At 66.5% G+C, this 17,193-nt stretch carries 13 protein-coding genes; 9 read left to right on the forward strand and 4 right to left on the reverse strand.

The annotated features are described in order from the left end of the window. Positions 1 to 31 precede the first annotated feature (31 nt). From gspF to gspD, 3 genes are read right to left on the reverse strand one after another with little or no spacing between them, the layout of a single operon-like run. On the reverse strand, positions 32 to 1,249 hold the full coding sequence (gspF, locus tag SY91_RS02760) for a type II secretion system inner membrane protein GspF (RefSeq protein ID WP_006491634.1): 1,218 nt from the start codon (positions 1,247 to 1,249) through the stop codon (positions 32 to 34). A 4-nt stretch (positions 1,250 to 1,253) separates the two neighbouring features. Next, positions 1,254 to 2,744 (reverse strand): type II secretion system ATPase GspE, encoded by a 1,491-nt coding sequence (gene gspE, locus SY91_RS02765; RefSeq protein ID WP_012492991.1) that lies wholly within the window; start codon positions 2,742 to 2,744, stop codon positions 1,254 to 1,256. A gap of 5 nt (positions 2,745 to 2,749) precedes the next feature. Then, positions 2,750 to 5,074, reverse strand: a complete 2,325-nt coding sequence (gene gspD / locus SY91_RS02770; protein WP_124476769.1) for a type II secretion system secretin GspD — start codon at positions 5,072 to 5,074, stop codon at positions 2,750 to 2,752. A gap of 368 nt (positions 5,075 to 5,442) precedes the next feature. Between gspD and SY91_RS02775 the strand changes: the two genes are divergently transcribed. Further along, positions 5,443 to 5,928, forward strand: a complete 486-nt coding sequence (locus tag SY91_RS02775; RefSeq protein ID WP_023476565.1) for a lytic transglycosylase domain-containing protein — start codon at positions 5,443 to 5,445, stop codon at positions 5,926 to 5,928. 153 nt (positions 5,929 to 6,081) lie between these two features. Continuing rightward, the gene (locus SY91_RS02780) at positions 6,082 to 7,392 is read left to right on the forward strand and encodes a GTP-binding protein (protein ID WP_043887677.1); all 1,311 of its coding nucleotides are present in this window, start codon (positions 6,082 to 6,084) and stop codon (positions 7,390 to 7,392) included. A gap of 128 nt (positions 7,393 to 7,520) precedes the next feature. Here SY91_RS02780 and SY91_RS02785 read toward each other — a convergent pair whose 3' ends face one another. Beyond that, a complete protein-coding gene (locus SY91_RS02785) occupies positions 7,521 to 7,799 on the reverse strand; it encodes an HU family DNA-binding protein (RefSeq protein WP_006401505.1) in 279 nt (92 codons plus the stop codon). A gap of 388 nt (positions 7,800 to 8,187) precedes the next feature. Here SY91_RS02785 and mnmC point away from each other — a divergent pair, with 388 nt between their 5' ends. The 7 genes from mnmC to SY91_RS02820 all read left to right on the forward strand — a co-directional run bounded on the left by mnmC (position 8,188) and on the right by SY91_RS02820 (position 17,065). Further along, positions 8,188 to 10,119 (forward strand): bifunctional tRNA (5-methylaminomethyl-2-thiouridine)(34)-methyltransferase MnmD/FAD-dependent 5-carboxymethylaminomethyl-2-thiouridine(34) oxidoreductase MnmC, encoded by a 1,932-nt coding sequence (gene mnmC / locus SY91_RS02790; RefSeq protein ID WP_023476563.1) that lies wholly within the window; start codon positions 8,188 to 8,190, stop codon positions 10,117 to 10,119. A gap of 670 nt (positions 10,120 to 10,789) precedes the next feature. Next, on the forward strand, positions 10,790 to 12,004 hold the full coding sequence (locus SY91_RS02795; protein WP_012327590.1) for a cation:proton antiporter: 1,215 nt from the start codon (positions 10,790 to 10,792) through the stop codon (positions 12,002 to 12,004). A gap of 14 nt (positions 12,005 to 12,018) precedes the next feature. Continuing rightward, positions 12,019 to 13,134, forward strand: coding sequence for a YbdK family carboxylate-amine ligase (locus SY91_RS02800; protein WP_006490006.1), 1,116 nt, complete (start codon positions 12,019 to 12,021; stop codon positions 13,132 to 13,134). Positions 13,135 to 13,638: 504 nt separating this feature from the next. Then, on the forward strand, positions 13,639 to 14,277 hold the full coding sequence (locus SY91_RS02805) for a MarR family winged helix-turn-helix transcriptional regulator (protein WP_043887672.1): 639 nt from the start codon (positions 13,639 to 13,641) through the stop codon (positions 14,275 to 14,277). A 28-nt stretch (positions 14,278 to 14,305) separates the two neighbouring features. Then, positions 14,306 to 15,016: a glutamine amidotransferase gene (locus SY91_RS02810; RefSeq protein ID WP_043887696.1), complete on the forward strand. Its 711-nt coding sequence runs from the start codon at positions 14,306 to 14,308 to the stop codon at positions 15,014 to 15,016. Positions 15,017 to 15,244: 228 nt separating this feature from the next. Then, positions 15,245 to 16,357, forward strand: a complete 1,113-nt coding sequence (locus tag SY91_RS02815; RefSeq protein ID WP_023476559.1) for an NADH:flavin oxidoreductase/NADH oxidase — start codon at positions 15,245 to 15,247, stop codon at positions 16,355 to 16,357. Between the two features lie 177 nt (positions 16,358 to 16,534). Further along, a complete protein-coding gene (locus SY91_RS02820; protein ID WP_011546821.1) occupies positions 16,535 to 17,065 on the forward strand; it encodes an SET domain-containing protein in 531 nt (176 codons plus the stop codon). Positions 17,066 to 17,193: the final 128 nt, after the last annotated feature.

Consider the following 17,193-nt stretch of genomic DNA (forward strand, 5'->3'; position numbering starts at 1 on the left):
GCGGCCCGGCAAGCGGAATCGGGCCGCTCCGTCACTGCACCATGTTGTTCAGCTCGATGATCGGCAGCATCACGGCCAGCACGATCACGAGCACGATGCCGCCCATCGCGAGGATCAGCAGCGGCTCCAGCAGGCTCGTCAGGAACATCGTGCGGCGCTCCAGCTCGCGCGCTTCGCCTTCGGCCGCGCGATCCAGCATCGTCGTCACGTCGCCCGTCGCCTCGCCCGAACGAATCAGGTGCACGAGCACCGGCGGAAACGTCTTCACGTTGTTCAGCGCGCGCGACAGCGCGGAGCCTTCGCGCACGCGCACGATCGCGTCGTCGATGTTCGCGCGCATCGCGCGGTTCGACAACGTCTCGCCGGCCGCCTGCAACGCGCGCAGGATCGGCACGCCGGCCGCGGTAAGAATGCCGAGCGTGCTCGCGAAGCGCACCGTGTTGTAGCCGCGCACGAGCTTGCCCGCGAGCGGCGCGGTCAGCACCCAGCGATCGAACGCGAGCCTGGGCCCGGCGCGCGACAGCGTCGCCTTCACGAACCACACGACCACCACGACCGCGATCAGGATCGCCCACCACCAGTGCCGCACGAATTCCGACAGCGCCATCATCACGACCGTGAGGATCGGCAGTTGCTGCTTCGTGCTCGCGAACACGTTGACGACCTGCGGCACGACGTAGCTCAGCAGGAACGTGACGATGCCGAATGCGATCAGCGTGACGATGCCCGGATACGTGAACGCCAGCAGGATCTTCTGCTTCAGCGCATTGCTCTGCTCGATGTAGTCGGCCAGGCGCGACAGCACGATGCCGAGCTTGCCGGTGTGCTCGCCCGCAGCAACGAGTGCGCGGTAGATCTCCGGAAAATCGCGCGGATGCTGGCCGAGCGCATTCGCGAGCGAATGGCCGCCGAGCACTTCCGCGCGGATCGCGGCCATCAGTTCGCGGATGTAGTCGCGCTCGGCCTGCTCGGTCAGCACGCCGAGCGCCTCGTCGAGCGGCAGCCCGGCGATCAGCAGGCTCGCGAGCTGGCGCGTGAGGATCGCCTGTTCGCGCTGCGACAGCTTGCGGCCGAACGCGAGCCGCTGCGAACGCGCGCCGCGCGTCGCGCTGGCGGCCGGCTCGACGACGAGCGGCGTGAGCCCCTGCGTGCGCAGCTGGCCACGCGCGGCGCGCGCACTGTCGGCATCGATCACGCCTTTCTGCGCGCGTCCCGCCGCATCGATTGCTTCGAAACGGAATGCCGGCATCGCGCTATGCGCCTCCCGTCACGCGCAGCACTTCCTCGAGCGACGTCGCGCCGGACGCGAGCCAGCGCTCGGCGTCGTCGCGCAGCGTGCGCATGCCTTCCGCGCGGCCGGCGGCCAGGATCTCGGCATCGGCCGCGTTGCGGTGAATCAGCGAGCGGATCGAATCGTCGATCACCAGCAGCTCGTACACACCGCGCCGGCCCGCATAACCGGAATGTCCGCACTTCGCGCAGCCGACCGGATGCCACACGGTGCGGCCGTCCTCGTGGCGCTCTTCCTTGCAGACCGGGCAGAGCTGGCGCACCAGGCGCTGCGCGAGCACGCCAAGCAGCGACGACGCAAGCAGGTACGGCTCGACGCCCATGTCGGTCAGGCGCGTGACGGCGGACGCCGCGTCGTTCGTGTGCAGCGTCGCGAGCACGAGGTGGCCCGTCAGCGACGCCTGCACCGCGATCTGCGCGGTTTCGAGGTCGCGGATTTCGCCGATCATGATCACGTCCGGGTCCTGGCGCAGGATCGAGCGCAGCGCGCGGGCAAAGGTCATCCCGATCCGCTCGTTCACCTGCGTCTGGCCGATGCCGGACAGGTCGTATTCGATCGGGTCCTCGACGGTCATGATGTTGGTCGTCGCGGTTTCGAGCCGCGACATCGACGCGTACAGCGTGGTCGTCTTGCCCGAACCGGTCGGGCCGGTGACGAGCACGATGCCGTGCGGGCGGCCGATCAGCTTGTCGAACTGGACGAGCGTGTCGCGGCCCATCCCGAGCGCTTCGAGGTTCAGGCGCTGCGCATCCTTTTCGAGCAGACGCAGCACCGCGCGCTCGCCGTGCCCGGTCGGCAGCGTCGACACCCGCACGTCGACCGGCCGGCCGCCGACGCGCAGCGTGATGCGGCCGTCCTGCGGCAGACGCTTCTCCGCGATGTCGAGCTGCGCCATGATCTTGATCCGCGAGATCAGCGCGCCGTGCAGCGCCTTCTTCGGGCGCACGACGTCGCGCAGCGTGCCGTCGACGCGAAAGCGCACGACCGACGCATTCTCGAATGGCTCGATGTGAATGTCCGATGCCTGTTCGCGCGCCGCTTGCGTGAGCAGCGCGTTGATCATCCGGATGATCGGCGCATCGTCTTCCGATTCGAGCAGATCCTCGACTTCGGGGATGTCCTGCATCAGCCGCGACAAGTCGACTTCGCCTTCGACCTCGCCGACCACCTGCGCGGCGCTGCCGTCCTGGCGCGCGTAGGCCTGGTTGATCGCCTGCGCGAGCTCGTCGGCCGGCACGCGATGCACGGCGATCGAGCCGAAGTTGCGCGCGATCTCCGCGAGCGCGGCGTCGCTCGTGCGTTCGCTGATCCATACCTCCAGCGTGTCGTCGAGCTGATGCGCGATCAGCACCTGGCCGCTCTTCGCGAAGCCGTACGGCAGCAGGCGCGCGGCGAGCGGCGACGGCGGCTGGCGTTCGCCCGGCGCGCCGTCGTGGGCGGAGGACGCGAGCACGTCGCTCACTGCGAGGCTCCCGGCGCGGTGGTCAGCGGCTGTTGCGGCACCGCCTGCTGCGGCACACTCTGCGGCTGCGCGGGCGTCGCCTCCGGCAGCGGCTGGGCCGGCACCGGCGCCACCTGGCGCTGCAACTGCTGGCGACGCATCTTGTCGAGATCGAACAGGTTGCCGGCCGGCGTGCCGCCCTGGCTCGGACCCAGCGGCATCGGCGGGACGACCGGGTCGTCCTTGTCGCGCATCACGTTGTTGTCCGACTTGTAGGCGCCCGTCACGCCCTGGATGTAGTCGTAGCGGTTCGCGGTGACTGCCTGCGCGGTGCTGCGATCGGAAATGATCACCGGGCGCAGGAACACCATTAGGTTGGTTTTCGCGCGCTGCTTCGTTTCGGAGCGGAACAACTGGCCAATCCACGGGATGTCGCCGAGCAGCGGCACCTTGCTGTTCGACACCTGGTAGTTGTCCTGCATCAAGCCGCCGAGCACGATGATCTCGCCGTTGTCGGCCAGGATCGTCGACTGGATCGAGCGTTTCGTGAAGGTCGGGCCGGTCTGCGCGTTCGTCGTGCCAGCGACGACCGCCGAATCCTCGGTATAGAGCTGCAGCTTCAGGATCCCGCCGTCGGTGATCTGCGGCTTCACGTGCAGCGTCAGGCCGACGTCGCGACGGTCGTAGGTGTTGAACGCGTTGCTCGTCGTGCCGCTCGTCAGGTTCGAATACGAACCGGTCGCGATCGGCACGTTCTGGCCGACGACGATCTTCGCTTCCTCGTTGTCGAGCGTGATCAGGTTCGGCGTCGACAGCACGTTCGCGTCGCTCACGCCCGCAAAATACTGCAGCAGCGCGCCGAGCCCCTGCACGCCGAACATGTTGTGCAACCAGCCGATGTTGAGGCCCTGGTTCAGGTTCGCGAGATTGGCGGCCAACCCGGCGGTGGCCGCCGTGCCGCCCGTCGTCAGGTTGATGATGCTGTTGCCCAAACCGCCCGTGGGATTCAGGTTCGTACCGCCGAGGAACTGGCCGCTCGCCACCTGCCACTGGATGCCGAGGTTGCCGGACGTATTCGAGTTGAGCTCGACGATCAGCGCTTCGATATAGACCTGCGCACGCCGTGCGTCGAGCTGGTCGATCACCGAGCGCAGGTTCCGGTACACCGGATCGGACGCGGTGATGATCAGCGAGTTGGTGGCCGAGTCGGCCTGGATCATCCCGCCCGGCTGGTTGTCGTCGCCGCTCTTGTCCTTGTCACCGCCGAGCAGGCCGCCGGTACCGAGGCCACCGCCGGACGAGCCGCCGCCATACCCGGACGACGACGACGAACCGCCCAGCCCGCCCGACGGCAGCGGCGGGGTGCCCGACGTGCCGGTCGAGAAGTTGCCGCTCGCCGACGAGCCGCCGTTTTGATTGAAGCTGTTCGCATCGTTGGACGACGCCGACGAGCCGCTGTCGTTGCCGCCCTTGCCGAGCATCCCGCGCAGCGTCTTCGCGAGCTTCACCGCATCGGCGTTGCGCAGCGGCACGACGTGCATGTTGCCGGGCACCGCGCTCGGCGCGTCGAGCTGCTGCACGAGGCGCTTCGCGGCCGCGAGGCGCGACGCGTTCGACGCACGCAGCAGCAGCGCGTTGGTGCGCGGGTCGGCCGTGACCGATACTTTCAGCGTCGCGTCGCTGTTGCCGATCGCGCCCGGGTCGAGCATTTTCTGCAGTTGCGCGGCGAGGTCGATCGCGTTCGCGTTGCGCAGCGGCACGACCTGCACCTGCGCGCCCGCGGCGCTGTCGACGCCCGAGATGATCTGCGCGATGCGGCGCACGTTGTCCGCATAGTCGGTCACGACGATCGTGTTGTTCGCCGGGTAGGCCGTCACCGTGTTGTTCGGCGAGATCAGCGGCCGCAGCACCGGCAGCAGGTTGTTCGCCGATTCGTTGTGCAGTTCGAACACCTGCGTGATCACCTGGTCGCCGCGCGCCTGCGGCGCATTGCCGATGTAGGTCGGCACGCCCTGCAGCTTCGCGTCGGCTTCCGGCACGACCTTCAGCACGCCGTGATCCTGCACGAGCGCGAAGCCCTGCATGCGCAGCGCCGACTGCAGCGTCTTCAGCGCCTGGTCTTCCGGCACCGGCCGTTCGGCCACGAGATTGAGCTGCCCCTTCACGCGGGGGTCGACGATGATGGTCTTGCCGGTCGCGGCGCCGATCGCTTTCGCGACCTGGTCGATATCCGCATTCACGAAGTTGAGCGTGACCTGAGCGTAGGCGGCCTGCGAGACGATGATGCCTGCCACGAGCAGGGTCGTGGCGATACGCCGCATAACGAAGCGATTTCTTGTCATGGATGAATGGGTCGATGCCGGCTCAGGCCACTTCCGGCGGTAGTGCTGGGATCCAAGTCCGAAAGAGGCGACATTAGCAGTTTTTCATGTCCGAAATATCACATTGATCCGAAGACTGTCTCACATACGACAGGTATCCGACCAATCGTATGCAAGATGTAAGGATCGGTGCAACCCTCCGCATGCCGGCCCTCTCCCTTGTTTTCGCGATGAACCGACACGGAAATGCGGTATAACCGGCTGCCGTATTCCTGCCTGTCGCAATCTGACGGTCTGCCGGTATGATACGGGCGGCGCGTTTCTCGTCGCACTAATAACAGGCACGGGTTTTCCCCGAGCTTCGCGCAATTTCCTTTCGTTTCCGCACGATGAACAGACGGTTCGCTTCGATCGCGTTGATCGCCGCCGGCGCGTGGTTCGCCAGCGGCAACGCGCGCGCCGACTGTTTCGACGAAGCGGCCAAATATCAGCAGGTCAATCCGCTGATCCTGCGCGCGATCGCGTGGCAGGAGTCGCGCAACCGGCCCGAGGCGCTGAACAAGAACACGAACGGCTCGGTCGACTACGGCCTGATGCAGATCAATTCGATCCACCTGCCGACGCTGTCGCGCTACGGGATCGGCCGCGACACGCTGATGGAGCCGTGCAAGAACGTGTACATCGCCGCGTGGCATCTCAAACAGAAGATGAACCGCTACGGCAACACGTGGCAGGCGGTCGGCGCCTATCATTCGGAAACGCCGTCGCTGCGCGACAAGTACGCCCGGCAGATCGCCGGCATCCTGACGCAATGGAAGCTGCTGCCGCCCGCGCAGACCACCCAGGCCGCTCAAGCGCCTCAAGCCGCTCAGTGATTCCGCGCCGCGTCGCCGGCTGACGCCGGGCCGGCCGCGCGCGTTTGATGCACAATGCGGGCTGACGCCGCCGTTTCGCCCGTGCGCGGGCCGATCGCGCCCCGGCAGGGCGCCGCGGCCGCTTTTTCATCTTTTCCGTTGGTGCATATCATCATGAATCCGGCAATGAAACAGCCGTTGCCCGTCACCGTGCTGTCCGGCTTCCTCGGCGCCGGCAAGACCACGCTGCTCAACCACGTCCTCGCGAACCGCGCGGGCCTGAAAGTCGCGGTGATCGTCAACGATCTCGCGGCGGTCAACATCGACGCGTCGCTCGTGCGCGATGCGCAGGCGCTGTCGCACGTCGAGGAACGCCTCGTCGAAATGTCGAACGGCTGCATCTGCTGCACGCTGCGCGACGATCTGCTCGTCGAGATCCGCAACCTTGCGTCCGAAGGCCGCTTCGACGCGATCATGATCGAATCGACCGGTATCGCGGAGCCGATGCCGATCGCCGAAACCTTCACGTTCGTCGACGACGACGGCACGTCGTTGTCGGCCATCGCGCGGCTCGACACGCTCGTCACCGTGGTCGACGCGTACAACTTCCTGCGCGACTACGGCTCCGACGACGCGCTCGCGACGCGCGGCATCGCCGCGTCGGAAGACGACGACCGCACGCTCGTCGAGCTGCTGATCGAGCAGATCGAATTCTGCGACGTGCTGGTGATCAACAAGGCCGACCTCGTCGGCGCGGACGATCTCGCGCGCCTGCAGCACATCCTCGCGCGCCTCAATCCGCGCGCGCATCAGGTCGTCTCGACGTTCGGCAACGTGCCGCTCGACGAAGTGCTGAACACCGGCCGCTTCGATTTCGACGAAGCCGCGAACGCGCCGGGCTGGCTCGCGTCGCTCGATCACGATCACACGCATTGCGACGACCCGGACTGCCATGACGACCATCATGCGCACGTACACGGCGAAGCCGACGAATTCGGCATCGGTAATTTTGTTTACCGCGCGCGCCGGCCGTTTCACCCGGCACGGCTCTGGGCGCTGCTGCATCAGGAGTGGCCGGGCGTACTGCGCAGCAAGGGTTTCTTCTGGCTCGCAACGCGCAACGACATCGCGGGTTCGCTGTCGCAGGCGGGCGGCGTATGCCGGCATGGCCCCGCAGGTTTGTGGTGGGCGGCGCAGGATCGCGCGGAATGGCCGGACGACGACGAGCTGCTCGCTGAAATCCGCACCGAATGGCTCGGCGATCTCGACGATCGCACGGTCGGCGATCGCCGCCAGGAACTCGTGCTGATCGGCATCGCGCTCGACGCCGATGCGTGGCGCGCGAAACTCGATGGATGCCTGCTGACCGATGCGGAGTTCGCACTCGGCGCGGCGGGATGGGCGGCGTTCGACGATCCGTTCCCGGCGTGGGACGTCGATTCGCACGACGACGATCACGGCGACACGCAGATCGTGCACGCATGATCGCGTGGTAACGGCTTGTAAAATAACCGTTAACTTTTGCAAGAGCGGCGCGAACTGTGGCGAAAATGCCGCGCGCGCCCAACAAAAAACCCGCCGAGAGGCGGGTTTTTCATGGAACAGGCGCGGGTTTAACGCTTGTTGACGGCGTCCTTGAACGCCTTGCCAGCCGTGAACTTGACCGTCTTGGCTGCCGGGATCTTGATGGTTTCGCCCGTCTTCGGGTTGCGGCCCGTACGTGCTGCGCGCTTGCCCGAACCGAAGCTGCCGAAGCCGATCAGCTGAACCGCATCACCCTTCGACACGGCCTTCTTGATGACTTCGAGCAGCGTGTCCAGCGTTTCGCCGGTTTGAGCCTTGCTGGCGCCCGTTTGGGCGGCGACGGCGTCGATCAGTTCCTGTTTGTTCATTAAGGTTCCTTTATCAGGTTAGGTTGACACGAACAGCGCGAACGCGCCGATTATACGTGCGCGAACCGTGCCGTCGAGAGTCAGACTCCGACGACACAGCGCCGAATCCTGGCCCGCGCGACGCGCCCTCCGGCTTGCCGGCGGCCACCCCGCGGTACGGCGTTGCTATGATAGCGCAGCGCAAACCCAATAACGACAAGGGTTTCAAAGATTTTCATCGGTATTTCGCCGAATGAATCGTCGACTGCCCGTTTTTTGACCTGCGCCAACCGGACAGGGTCCGCGGCGTGGTCCGCCCGATCGTCGCGCCGTTGCCCCTTTCCAACGGCCGGTTGGACGGCCTCCCGCAATCCCTTGCCAGGCTTGGCTGCCACGTTTTTTGTTTCGCATGCCCGACCGACTTGTTTCCGCCACGCTCGCGCTTCGCGACGACGGCACGCTCGTCTCGCCCGAGTTCGGCGAGCTTCATCGCGGCGCATCCGGCACGCTCGCTCGCGCGCATCGCACGTTCGTCGCGGGCAACGGGCTGCCCGCGCGCTGGCAGCGCCGCCGAACGTTCACGATCGTCACGACCGCGTTCGGCGCGGGCGCCGGCTTCCTCGCGGCCTGGGCCGCGTGGCGCGACGATCCGGCGCGCTGCGAACGGCTGCACGTCGTCGCGATCGAACCGCATCCGTTCTCGCGCGACGACCTGCACCGCGCGGTTTCGCACATGGTTGCGGACACAACCATATCGGCAGACGTCGGCGCGTTGATCGATGCATGGCCGATGCGGGTACCGGGCCTGCATCGGCTCGAATTCGACGAAGGGCGCGTGGTGCTCACGCTCGCGTTCGGCGATACGATCGACTTGTTGAAGAAGCTCGTCGCGCGTGCCGATGCGTTTTTTGTCGACGGCGCCGCGGCATCGGGCGACGGGATTCGCGCACTCGCGAAACTCGCCGGCGAACACGCGACGTTTGCGACACATGCAAGGTCCGACGACGTGAAACACGCGCTCGGCGAAACAGGTTTCACGGTCCGCGAAGTCGACGATCACCTCGTCGGCGACTATGCGCCGCGCTGGCGCGCGCGCCGGCACGAGCCGCCACGTGCGCTGCCCGTTGCCGCGCGCCGCGCGATCGTGATCGGCGCGGGTCTCGCCGGCTGCGCGGTGGTCGAACGTCTGGCCGCGCGCGGCTGGGACGTCACGCTGATCGAACGGCACGAACGGATCGCGAGCGAAGCGTCGGGCAATCCGGCCGGTGTGTTCCATCCATTGATGACGCGCGACGACAACGTCGCGAGCCGGCTCACGCGCGGCGGCTTCCTGCACGCGCTCGCCCGCTGGCGTGCGCTCGAACGCGCGGGGCATGCATTCTCACGCAGCACGCACGGGATGCTCCATCTCGCCGAATCGGCCGACGATTTCGCGCGGATGCGCGACGCGTTCGACGCATTCGGGGCGCCGTCCGACTATGCAACGCTGCTCGATGCCGATGCCGCGCGGGCGCACCTGAATCTGCCGGTCGCGCAGGGCGGCCTGCTGTTTCCGCACGGCGGCGCCGTATGGCCGGCCGGGCTGTGCGCCGCGCAGTATGCGGCGGCCGGCGAGCGCGTGCGCCTGCTGGCGTCCACCTGCGTCGCACGGCTCGAACGGCGGGACGACACCTGGCATGCGCTCGACGATACGGGCGCCACGCTGGCCGATGCGCCCGTCGTCGTGCTCGCGAACGCGGGCGACGCCGCGCGTCTTGCCGGGCTGCGGCACGTCGCGCTGCAACCGGTGCGCGGCCAGCTCACGCTGTTGCCGCCGGGCACGACGGCGCCGCTGCCGTGCCCGGCGATCGGCGACGGTTACGCGGTCCCGCTCGACGACGGCACGCTGCTGATCGGCGCCACCTTCGAACCGGACGACACCGATCCCGCGATGCGCGCGGCCGGCCACGCCGAAAACCTCGATCGCGTGCGGCACCTGCTGCCGGGCCTGATCGGCGCGCTGCCGGATCCCGCCACGCTGCGCGGCCGCGTCGCATTCCGCTGGGTCGTCGGCGACCGCCTGCCGCTCATCGGCCCGCTCGCCGACGAAACGCAGGCCACCGCGAACGCACGCGCGCTGGGCGGTGCGCAGGCGCGCGACCTGCCGCGCATGCCGGGCCTCTACGGCGCCTTCGGCTTCGGTTCGCGCGGCCTCGTATGGGCCGCGCTCGGCGCCGAACTCATCGCATCGCAACTCGAAGGCGAGCCCTGGCCGCTCGAGCGCGAACTCGCCGACGCCGTCGATCCTGCCCGCTTCCTGATCCGCGCACTGCGCGCCCGCCGCGTCGGCTCGGCTGGCTGACCTCGCGCGCGCCCCTCACAGTTTCCCGATTTTTCCGCGCAAGGTTATCCACGCGATGCTGTGGATAACCGCGCGGAATCCGCGCGCACTTCGTGTGCAATCACAGTGGACGTAAACTGGGTAACTCTGCACGGCTGTGAAGCGGCCCGAAAGTTGCTCAACTCAAACGTCTGTGAGCGAACAGCCTGTGCAACCGGTTATGGTTTCGCCAACACCTTGATCTTCCAGCGTAAACCGGAGTTATCCACAGAACTGTGCGTCCTTTGTTAACTTCTACTACGTATATATACAGGTAAACCTTTGAAACCAAAGACCTGTGGTGCCGCACAGCGCCGCGAGTCGATTCAGTCGGTTCCGGAACGAAAAAGCTGTGGCACAATCGGTTTCCTTCGCGTTCGTTCGGCCAAGCGCCGGACATGCTTCAACGGAACGGTCGGCACGATTTCGAATCTGAATCTTCGAGACTGCGCAGTCCGTTCACACACCAGGCCGACAATCCAGATCGGCAACCTGAACGACGTTCCGCCCTGTGGCGGAACAGGCGGACCCCATGTACCGCCATCGTCGAGCACAACAATCACATTCGGGGCGATACCCAGCCGGCGCGCATCCATTCCTGTCGCTTGACCCCGCGTCGCTGGCGGTTGCTTCCAAAGGAGAAGTCACCACGATGAAGTCGGCGTTCTCATTCCTGCCCAACTGGCCGCTCGCGCCAGATGCCGTGTTCTGGGCCGGGCTCGCGCTGTTCGCAGCCGGCCTGTGCGGCGAGCTGTGCTATCGCGCGTGGCGCCTGCCGCGCATCACCGGCTATGCGGTGATCGGCCTGATCGCCGGTTCGTTCGGATTCGGCGTGATCGACACGAGCACCGACGAAACCTCGCGACTGTTGATGGACGTCGCGCTCGGCCTGCTGCTGTTCGAGCTCGGCAGCCGCCTCGACCTGCGCTGGATCCGGCGCAATCCGTGGCTCGTCGCGTCGAGCCTCGCGGAAGCCACGCTCACCTTCGTGCTCGTGCTGTTCGTGATGCTCGCGCTCGGCGTATCGGGGATGGTCGCCCTCGTGCTGTCGGCGATCGCGATCGCGACGTCGCCGTCGATGGTGATCCAGCTCAAGACCGAACTGCGTGCGGAAGGGCAGGTGTCGCAGCGCCTCATCACGCTCACCGCGCTCAACAGCGTGTATGCGATCGTACTGACCAAGCTCGTGACGAGCTGGCTGCACCAGGAAGCGTACGGCAACGTTTTCGCGACGATCCTGCAACCGCTCTACCTGCTCGCCGGTTCGTTCATCGTCGCGTATCTGGTCGCGCGTTCGTGCAATTACCTGTTCCGTCACATGACCGCGACGATGCGCGACGAGCATTCGTTCGTCGCGCTGTTCGGGCTCGTGATGCTCGCGATCGCCGTCGCGCAGGCGTTGAAGCTGTCGACGCTGCTCACGCTGCTGCTCGCCGGCATCATCGTGAAGAACCTCGAAGCGCGGCCGCAGCTGTGGCCCGAGCACTTCGGTACGGCCGGCTGGCTGCTGACGGTGGTGCTGTTCGTGCTGACGCTCACGTCGTTCACGTGGGGCGACATCGCGCTCGGCGGGCTGCTCGCGATCGTGCTGATCGTCACGCGGCTCGTCGCGAAGCTGGCCGGCGTCGTCGCGTTCGCGAAGCCGAGCGGCCTCGGGATGAAGCAGGGCGTCGCGCTCGGCATCGCGCTCACGCCGATGTCCGCGCTGTCGTACCTGCTCGTCGACGATACCTACCAGCTCTATCCCAATTTCGACCCGCACCTGCGCGCGATCGTGATGTGCTCGATCGTGATCCTGCAGCTCGTCAGCCCGTTCGTCGTCTATCGCTGCCTGTCGGCGGTCGGCGAACGCAGCGACGGCAACTGATTCCGGAACCTGCCATGGCACTCGAAACCTTCGTCAATTCCGAACCGTTCACGTTCGGCGTCGAACTGGAGATCCAGGTCGTCAACACGCACAACTACGACCTGACCAAAGCGGCATCCGACCTGATGCGCCTGATCCAGGGCGAGACCTTTCCGGGCAACATCACGCCGGAAATCACCGAAAGCATGATCGAACTGTCGACCGGCATCTGCCATTCGCACGAGCAGGCCGTCAGCGAGCTGCATGCGATCCGCGACGTGCTCGTGAAGGCGGCCGACCAGCTCAACGTCGGGCTGGCGGGCGGCGGCACGCATGCGTTCCAGCAATGGAGCGACCGGCAGATCTACGATGCGCCGCGCTTCCAGTACATCTCCGAGCTGTACGGCTATCTCGCCAAGCAGTTCACCGTGTTCGGCCAGCACGTGCACATCGGCTGTCCCGATCCCGACAGCGCGCTGTTCCTGCTGCACTCGATGTCGCGCTTCATTCCGCACTTCATCGCGCTGTCGGCGTCGTCGCCGTTCGTGCAGAACGTCGACACGGGCTTCCATTCGGCACGCCTGAATTCGGTGTTCGCGTTCCCGCTGTCGGGCCGCGCGCCGTTCGTGCTCACCTGGGACAGCTTCGAGGAATACTTCACGAAGATGGTGAACACGGGCGTCGTCAACTCGATGAAGGATTTCTACTGGGACATCCGGCCGAAGCCCGGTTACGGCACGATCGAGGTGCGCGTGATGGACACGCCGCTGTCCGTCGATCGCGCGGCGGCGATCGCCTGCTACATCCAGACGCTCGCACGCTACCTGCTGACCGACCGGCCGCTGAAGCTGTCGGAGGACGATTACCTCGTCTACACGTTCAACCGTTTCGAAGCGTGCCGCTTCGGGCTGGAAGGCACCTGCGTGAATCCTCAGACGGGCGAGCGCCGCACGATCGCGGAGGACATCCTCGACACGCTCGACCGGATCGCGCCGCACGCGGCCGCGCTCGGTTCGCGCGCGGCGCTCGACGAGATCGGCGCGCTCGCGAAGGCGCGCGTGAACGACGCATCGTGGTTGAGAACCGTTTTCAAACAGGAAAAATCGCTGAACGAGACGGTCCGGCAGCAGTGCTTACGTTGGCGCGAGTGAAAATATGTTTTGCAGATAGCAGGATCGACCGCATGGCGATTCGCTGAGCGGTAATCGGCGCCGTGTCCCGCCGAAATCGATGCGAGGCGTCCTAAAAATCTGTGGATAACCCGATATTCCACTGCAAAGTCAACGCTCTGCAGGCGGGATAACCGGTGGATCATTCTCATGCGGCCAATGGCCGATTCGAACAGGACAATGCTGGCGCGCCCCGTTTCGCGGGCGCGCGACATTGCACGCACAACAAGAATTTGCGGTTATCCAGCGATTTTCCACAGAATGCAGGGGATAACTTAGCTGTGCGATTTTCCGCTCTCGCTTAGAATGTCGGCTTTGCGGACACCGGAACGACGTGTGTCTCTCCGGTCGCCGCGAACGCGACCGCCGCGTGTGCCTCGCGACGGCCGTGCTGACGCACTCGAGTGGGTGCGTCTGTTTTGAGATAGATTCGATCTCCACACTACGGCTGCTCGGCCATCCGGGCGGCGGCAAAGCGAAAAGACTATGAGCGAAGGCGTTTACGGGAACCAGGCTGCGGGACGTGTGACCCACAGCCTGCTGCGGTTGAGCACGGCCATGCGGAGCGAGGCATGGGATTGGGCGGAAGGCGCTGGCCTCACGCCGACGCAGGGCGAGATTCTCGTGCTGCTGCTGCAGCGCAAGGGCCCGATGCGGCTCGGCGAAATCGCGCGCGAGACGCAGCTCACCGCGGCCACCACGAGCGATGCGGTCAGCACGCTCGAGACGAAGGGGCTCGTCGAGAAGCGCCGTGCGCTGGACGACGGCCGGGCACTGGCCGTACGCCTGTCGGCACGTGGCCGCACGGCCGCGAAGAAGGCGCTGCAATGGCCTGAATTCCTGACGAAAGCGGTCGGCAAGCTCGGCGCGGACGAGCAGGGCACGCTGTATCGCGCGCTGCTGAAGACGCTGCGCGAGCTGCAGGTGGCCGGTGCGACGCCGCCGCAACGCATGTGTCTCACGTGCACGCATTTCCAGCCGGGCAAGCCGTCGAAAAAGACCGTGCATCACTGCGCGGTGCTCGACATCGCGATGTCGGACAGCGATCTGCGTCTCGACTGCTCGGTGCAGGAAGAAGCCGACGCGGCGACGCAGAAGAAGACCTGGAAGATTTTCGCAGGCTGACGTCCGTCGATCGACCGGGAGGCCGATGATGAACGCTGAAGTCGTGGCGATCCGCCACGTGCATTTCGAGGATCTCGGGAGCTTCGAGCAGGTGCTCGGCGAACGCGGTCGGCGGGTGCGCTATGTCGATGTCGGATCGTCGCGGGTCGAGGTGCTCGACGTGCTTGAGCCGTCGCTGCTCGTCGTGCTCGGCGGGCCGCTCAGCGTGTACGACGACGCGCAGTATCCGACGATCGCGCCGCTCCTGGCGCTCGTGCGCCAGCGCATCGACGCGGGGCTGCCGATCCTCGGCATCTGCCTCGGCGCGCAGTTCATCGCACGGGCGCTCGGGGCGCGCGTCTATCCGGCCGCGCAGCACGAACTCGGCTGGGCGCCGCTGACGCTCACCGACGCCGGCCGCGCGTCGCCGCTGCGTCATCTCGACGGCGCGACGACGTCGATGCTGCACTGGCACGGCGATACGTTCGACCTGCCGGGCGGTGCGATCCATCTCGCATCGACGCCTGCCTGCCGTCACCAGGCCTTCGCGTGGGGGCAGCACGTGCTGGCGCTGCAATGTCATCCCGAGATCCGTACCGATCGCTTCGAACCGTGGCTGATCGCGAATGCCGGCGGAATCGCGGCGACGCCAGGCATCGACGCGCGCCAGTTGCGGGCCGATACCGCGCAGCACGGCCCCGCGCTCGAGACGGCCGCCCGGCACATGTTCGCGGAGTGGCTCGGCAGCGTCGGGCTCTGACGTCGCGGGCTGCGACCGCCCGCTGCAAAGGTCTGGCCCGGCCTGCGTCCGTTACGGGCCGACGCCTCGCCGTCGCCGTACGTCGCGCATTCCGCTCATTCCGCGCCTCGCCGGCATCCAGCCCGCGTCGTACCTGACCATCCGCTTACTGCCGATGGCGCCGTCTGCACGCTTCCAGCCTGCGTGCTACGCTCGTCCGCTCTTTCCCTTTCCTGGCGAGCGGCTTCCATGACTGCGCTGTTTTCCCCGTTCACGCTGCGCGGCGTGACCCTTCCGAACCGGATCGTGATTTCCCCGATGTGCCAGTACTCGGCCGAACGCGGCGAAGCGACCGACTGGCACATGATTCACCTCGGCCATCTCGCGCTGTCGGGCGCGGGGCTGCTGTGCATCGAAGCGACCGCGGTGGAACCCGACGGGCGCATCACGCATGGCGACCTCGGTCTGTGGGACGACGTGACCGAAGCCGCGCTGAAGCCGGTGCTGGCCGCGATCCGCAAGCATTCGCCGATCCGCGTCGCGATGCAGCTGTCGCACGCGGGCCGCAAGGCGTCGAGCGCGGCGCCGTGGGAGGGCGGCCAGCTCGTGCCGGTCGCCGACGGCGGCTGGCTGCCGCACGGGCCGTCGGCCGTGCCGCACAAGGAGGGCGAGACGCCGCCGCTCGCGCTCGATGCGGCGGGCCTGAACCGCATCCGCGAAGCCTTCGCCGCATCGGCCAGGCGTGCCGCACGGCTCGGCATCGATGCGATCGAAGTGCACGCGGCGCACGGCTACCTGCTGCATCAGTTCCTGTCGCCGCTCGCGAACCGGCGCACCGACGAATACGGCGGCTCGCGCGAAAACCGGATGCGGTTTCCGCTCGAGATCTTCGAGATCGTGCGCGCCGCGTTTCCGGAAGACCGGCCGGTCGGCGTGCGCGTGTCCGCGACCGACTGGGTCGAAGGCGGCTGGGAGCTCGACGATACGATCGCGTTCGCGCACGAACTGAAGCGCCGCGGCTGCGACTGGATCGACGTGTCGTCCGGCGGCGTGTCGCCGCTGCAGAAGATTCCGCTGTCGCCCGGCTACCAGGTGCCGTTCGCGCAGGCCGTGAAGCGGGCGGTCGGCATGCCGACGATCGCGGTCGGCCTGATCAACGAACCCGCGCACGCGAACCGGCTGATCGAGGCCGGCGACGCCGATCTCGTCGCGATGGCGCGCGCGATGCTGTACGACCCGCGCTGGCCGTGGCACGCGGCGGCCGAACTCGGCGCGCAGGTGACGGCGCCGCCACAGTACTGGCGCTCGCAACCGCGCGAGCACAAGGCGCTGTTCGGCGACGTCGCATTCGGCCAGCGCTGAGCACATCGCGCAATATTGCGCGCGATGTTGAACGAAGCAATCTTGAACGTGTAGGATGCGGATGATTCGCCGCATGCCCCGACGCGGCACCGACCGGTGCCGCGTTTTCGTTTTGCGCGGCGCCCGGCCGCGATTGCGGCCGCTTCCATTCAAGTCGTCTTCACAAGGATTGGTTCGATGAGTTCACGCAGGATCGCGGTGCGCCGCTCGGGAGTACACGGCAAGGGCGTGTTCGCCGTGGCGCCGATCAAGGCCGGCGAGCGCGTAGTGGAATACAAGGGCGAACGAATCTCGTGGAAGGAAGCGCTGCGCCGCCATCCGCACGACCCGAGCGAGCCGAACCATACGTTCTACTTCGCACTGGACGAAGGCGGCGTGATCGACGGCAAGATCGACGGCAACAGCGCGCGCTGGATCAACCATTCGTGCGCGCCGAACTGCGAAGCCGAGGAAGTCAAAGGCCGCGTGTACATCCACGCGCTGCGTGACATCGGGCCGGAAGAGGAGCTGTTCTACGACTACGGCCTCGTGATCGACGCGAAGCTGACGAAGAAGCTCAAGCGCGAATACGCGTGCCACTGCGGGGCGGAGTCGTGCCGCGGCACGTTGCTCGCGACATCCGACGAAGGCGGGAAGAAGAAAAAGAAGAAGGACAAGAAGGACGGCAAGCCGGCGTCCGGTTCGAAGGACAAGAAGAACAAGAAGTGAGGCAGGCGGCAGCGCATCGCGCGCTGCCGCTGTCGTTTCAGTCGACGGTTGGCGCGTCGTCGCGGCGCGTCATCCGCTTGCCGTCTTTCCGTTCCTGTTCCGGCGGGCGGCCCGGTCGACGGGCCAGC

Origin of the sequence: Burkholderia cenocepacia, assembly GCF_014211915.1 — a bacterium.
Classification (GTDB): domain Bacteria; phylum Pseudomonadota; class Gammaproteobacteria; order Burkholderiales; family Burkholderiaceae; genus Burkholderia; species Burkholderia orbicola.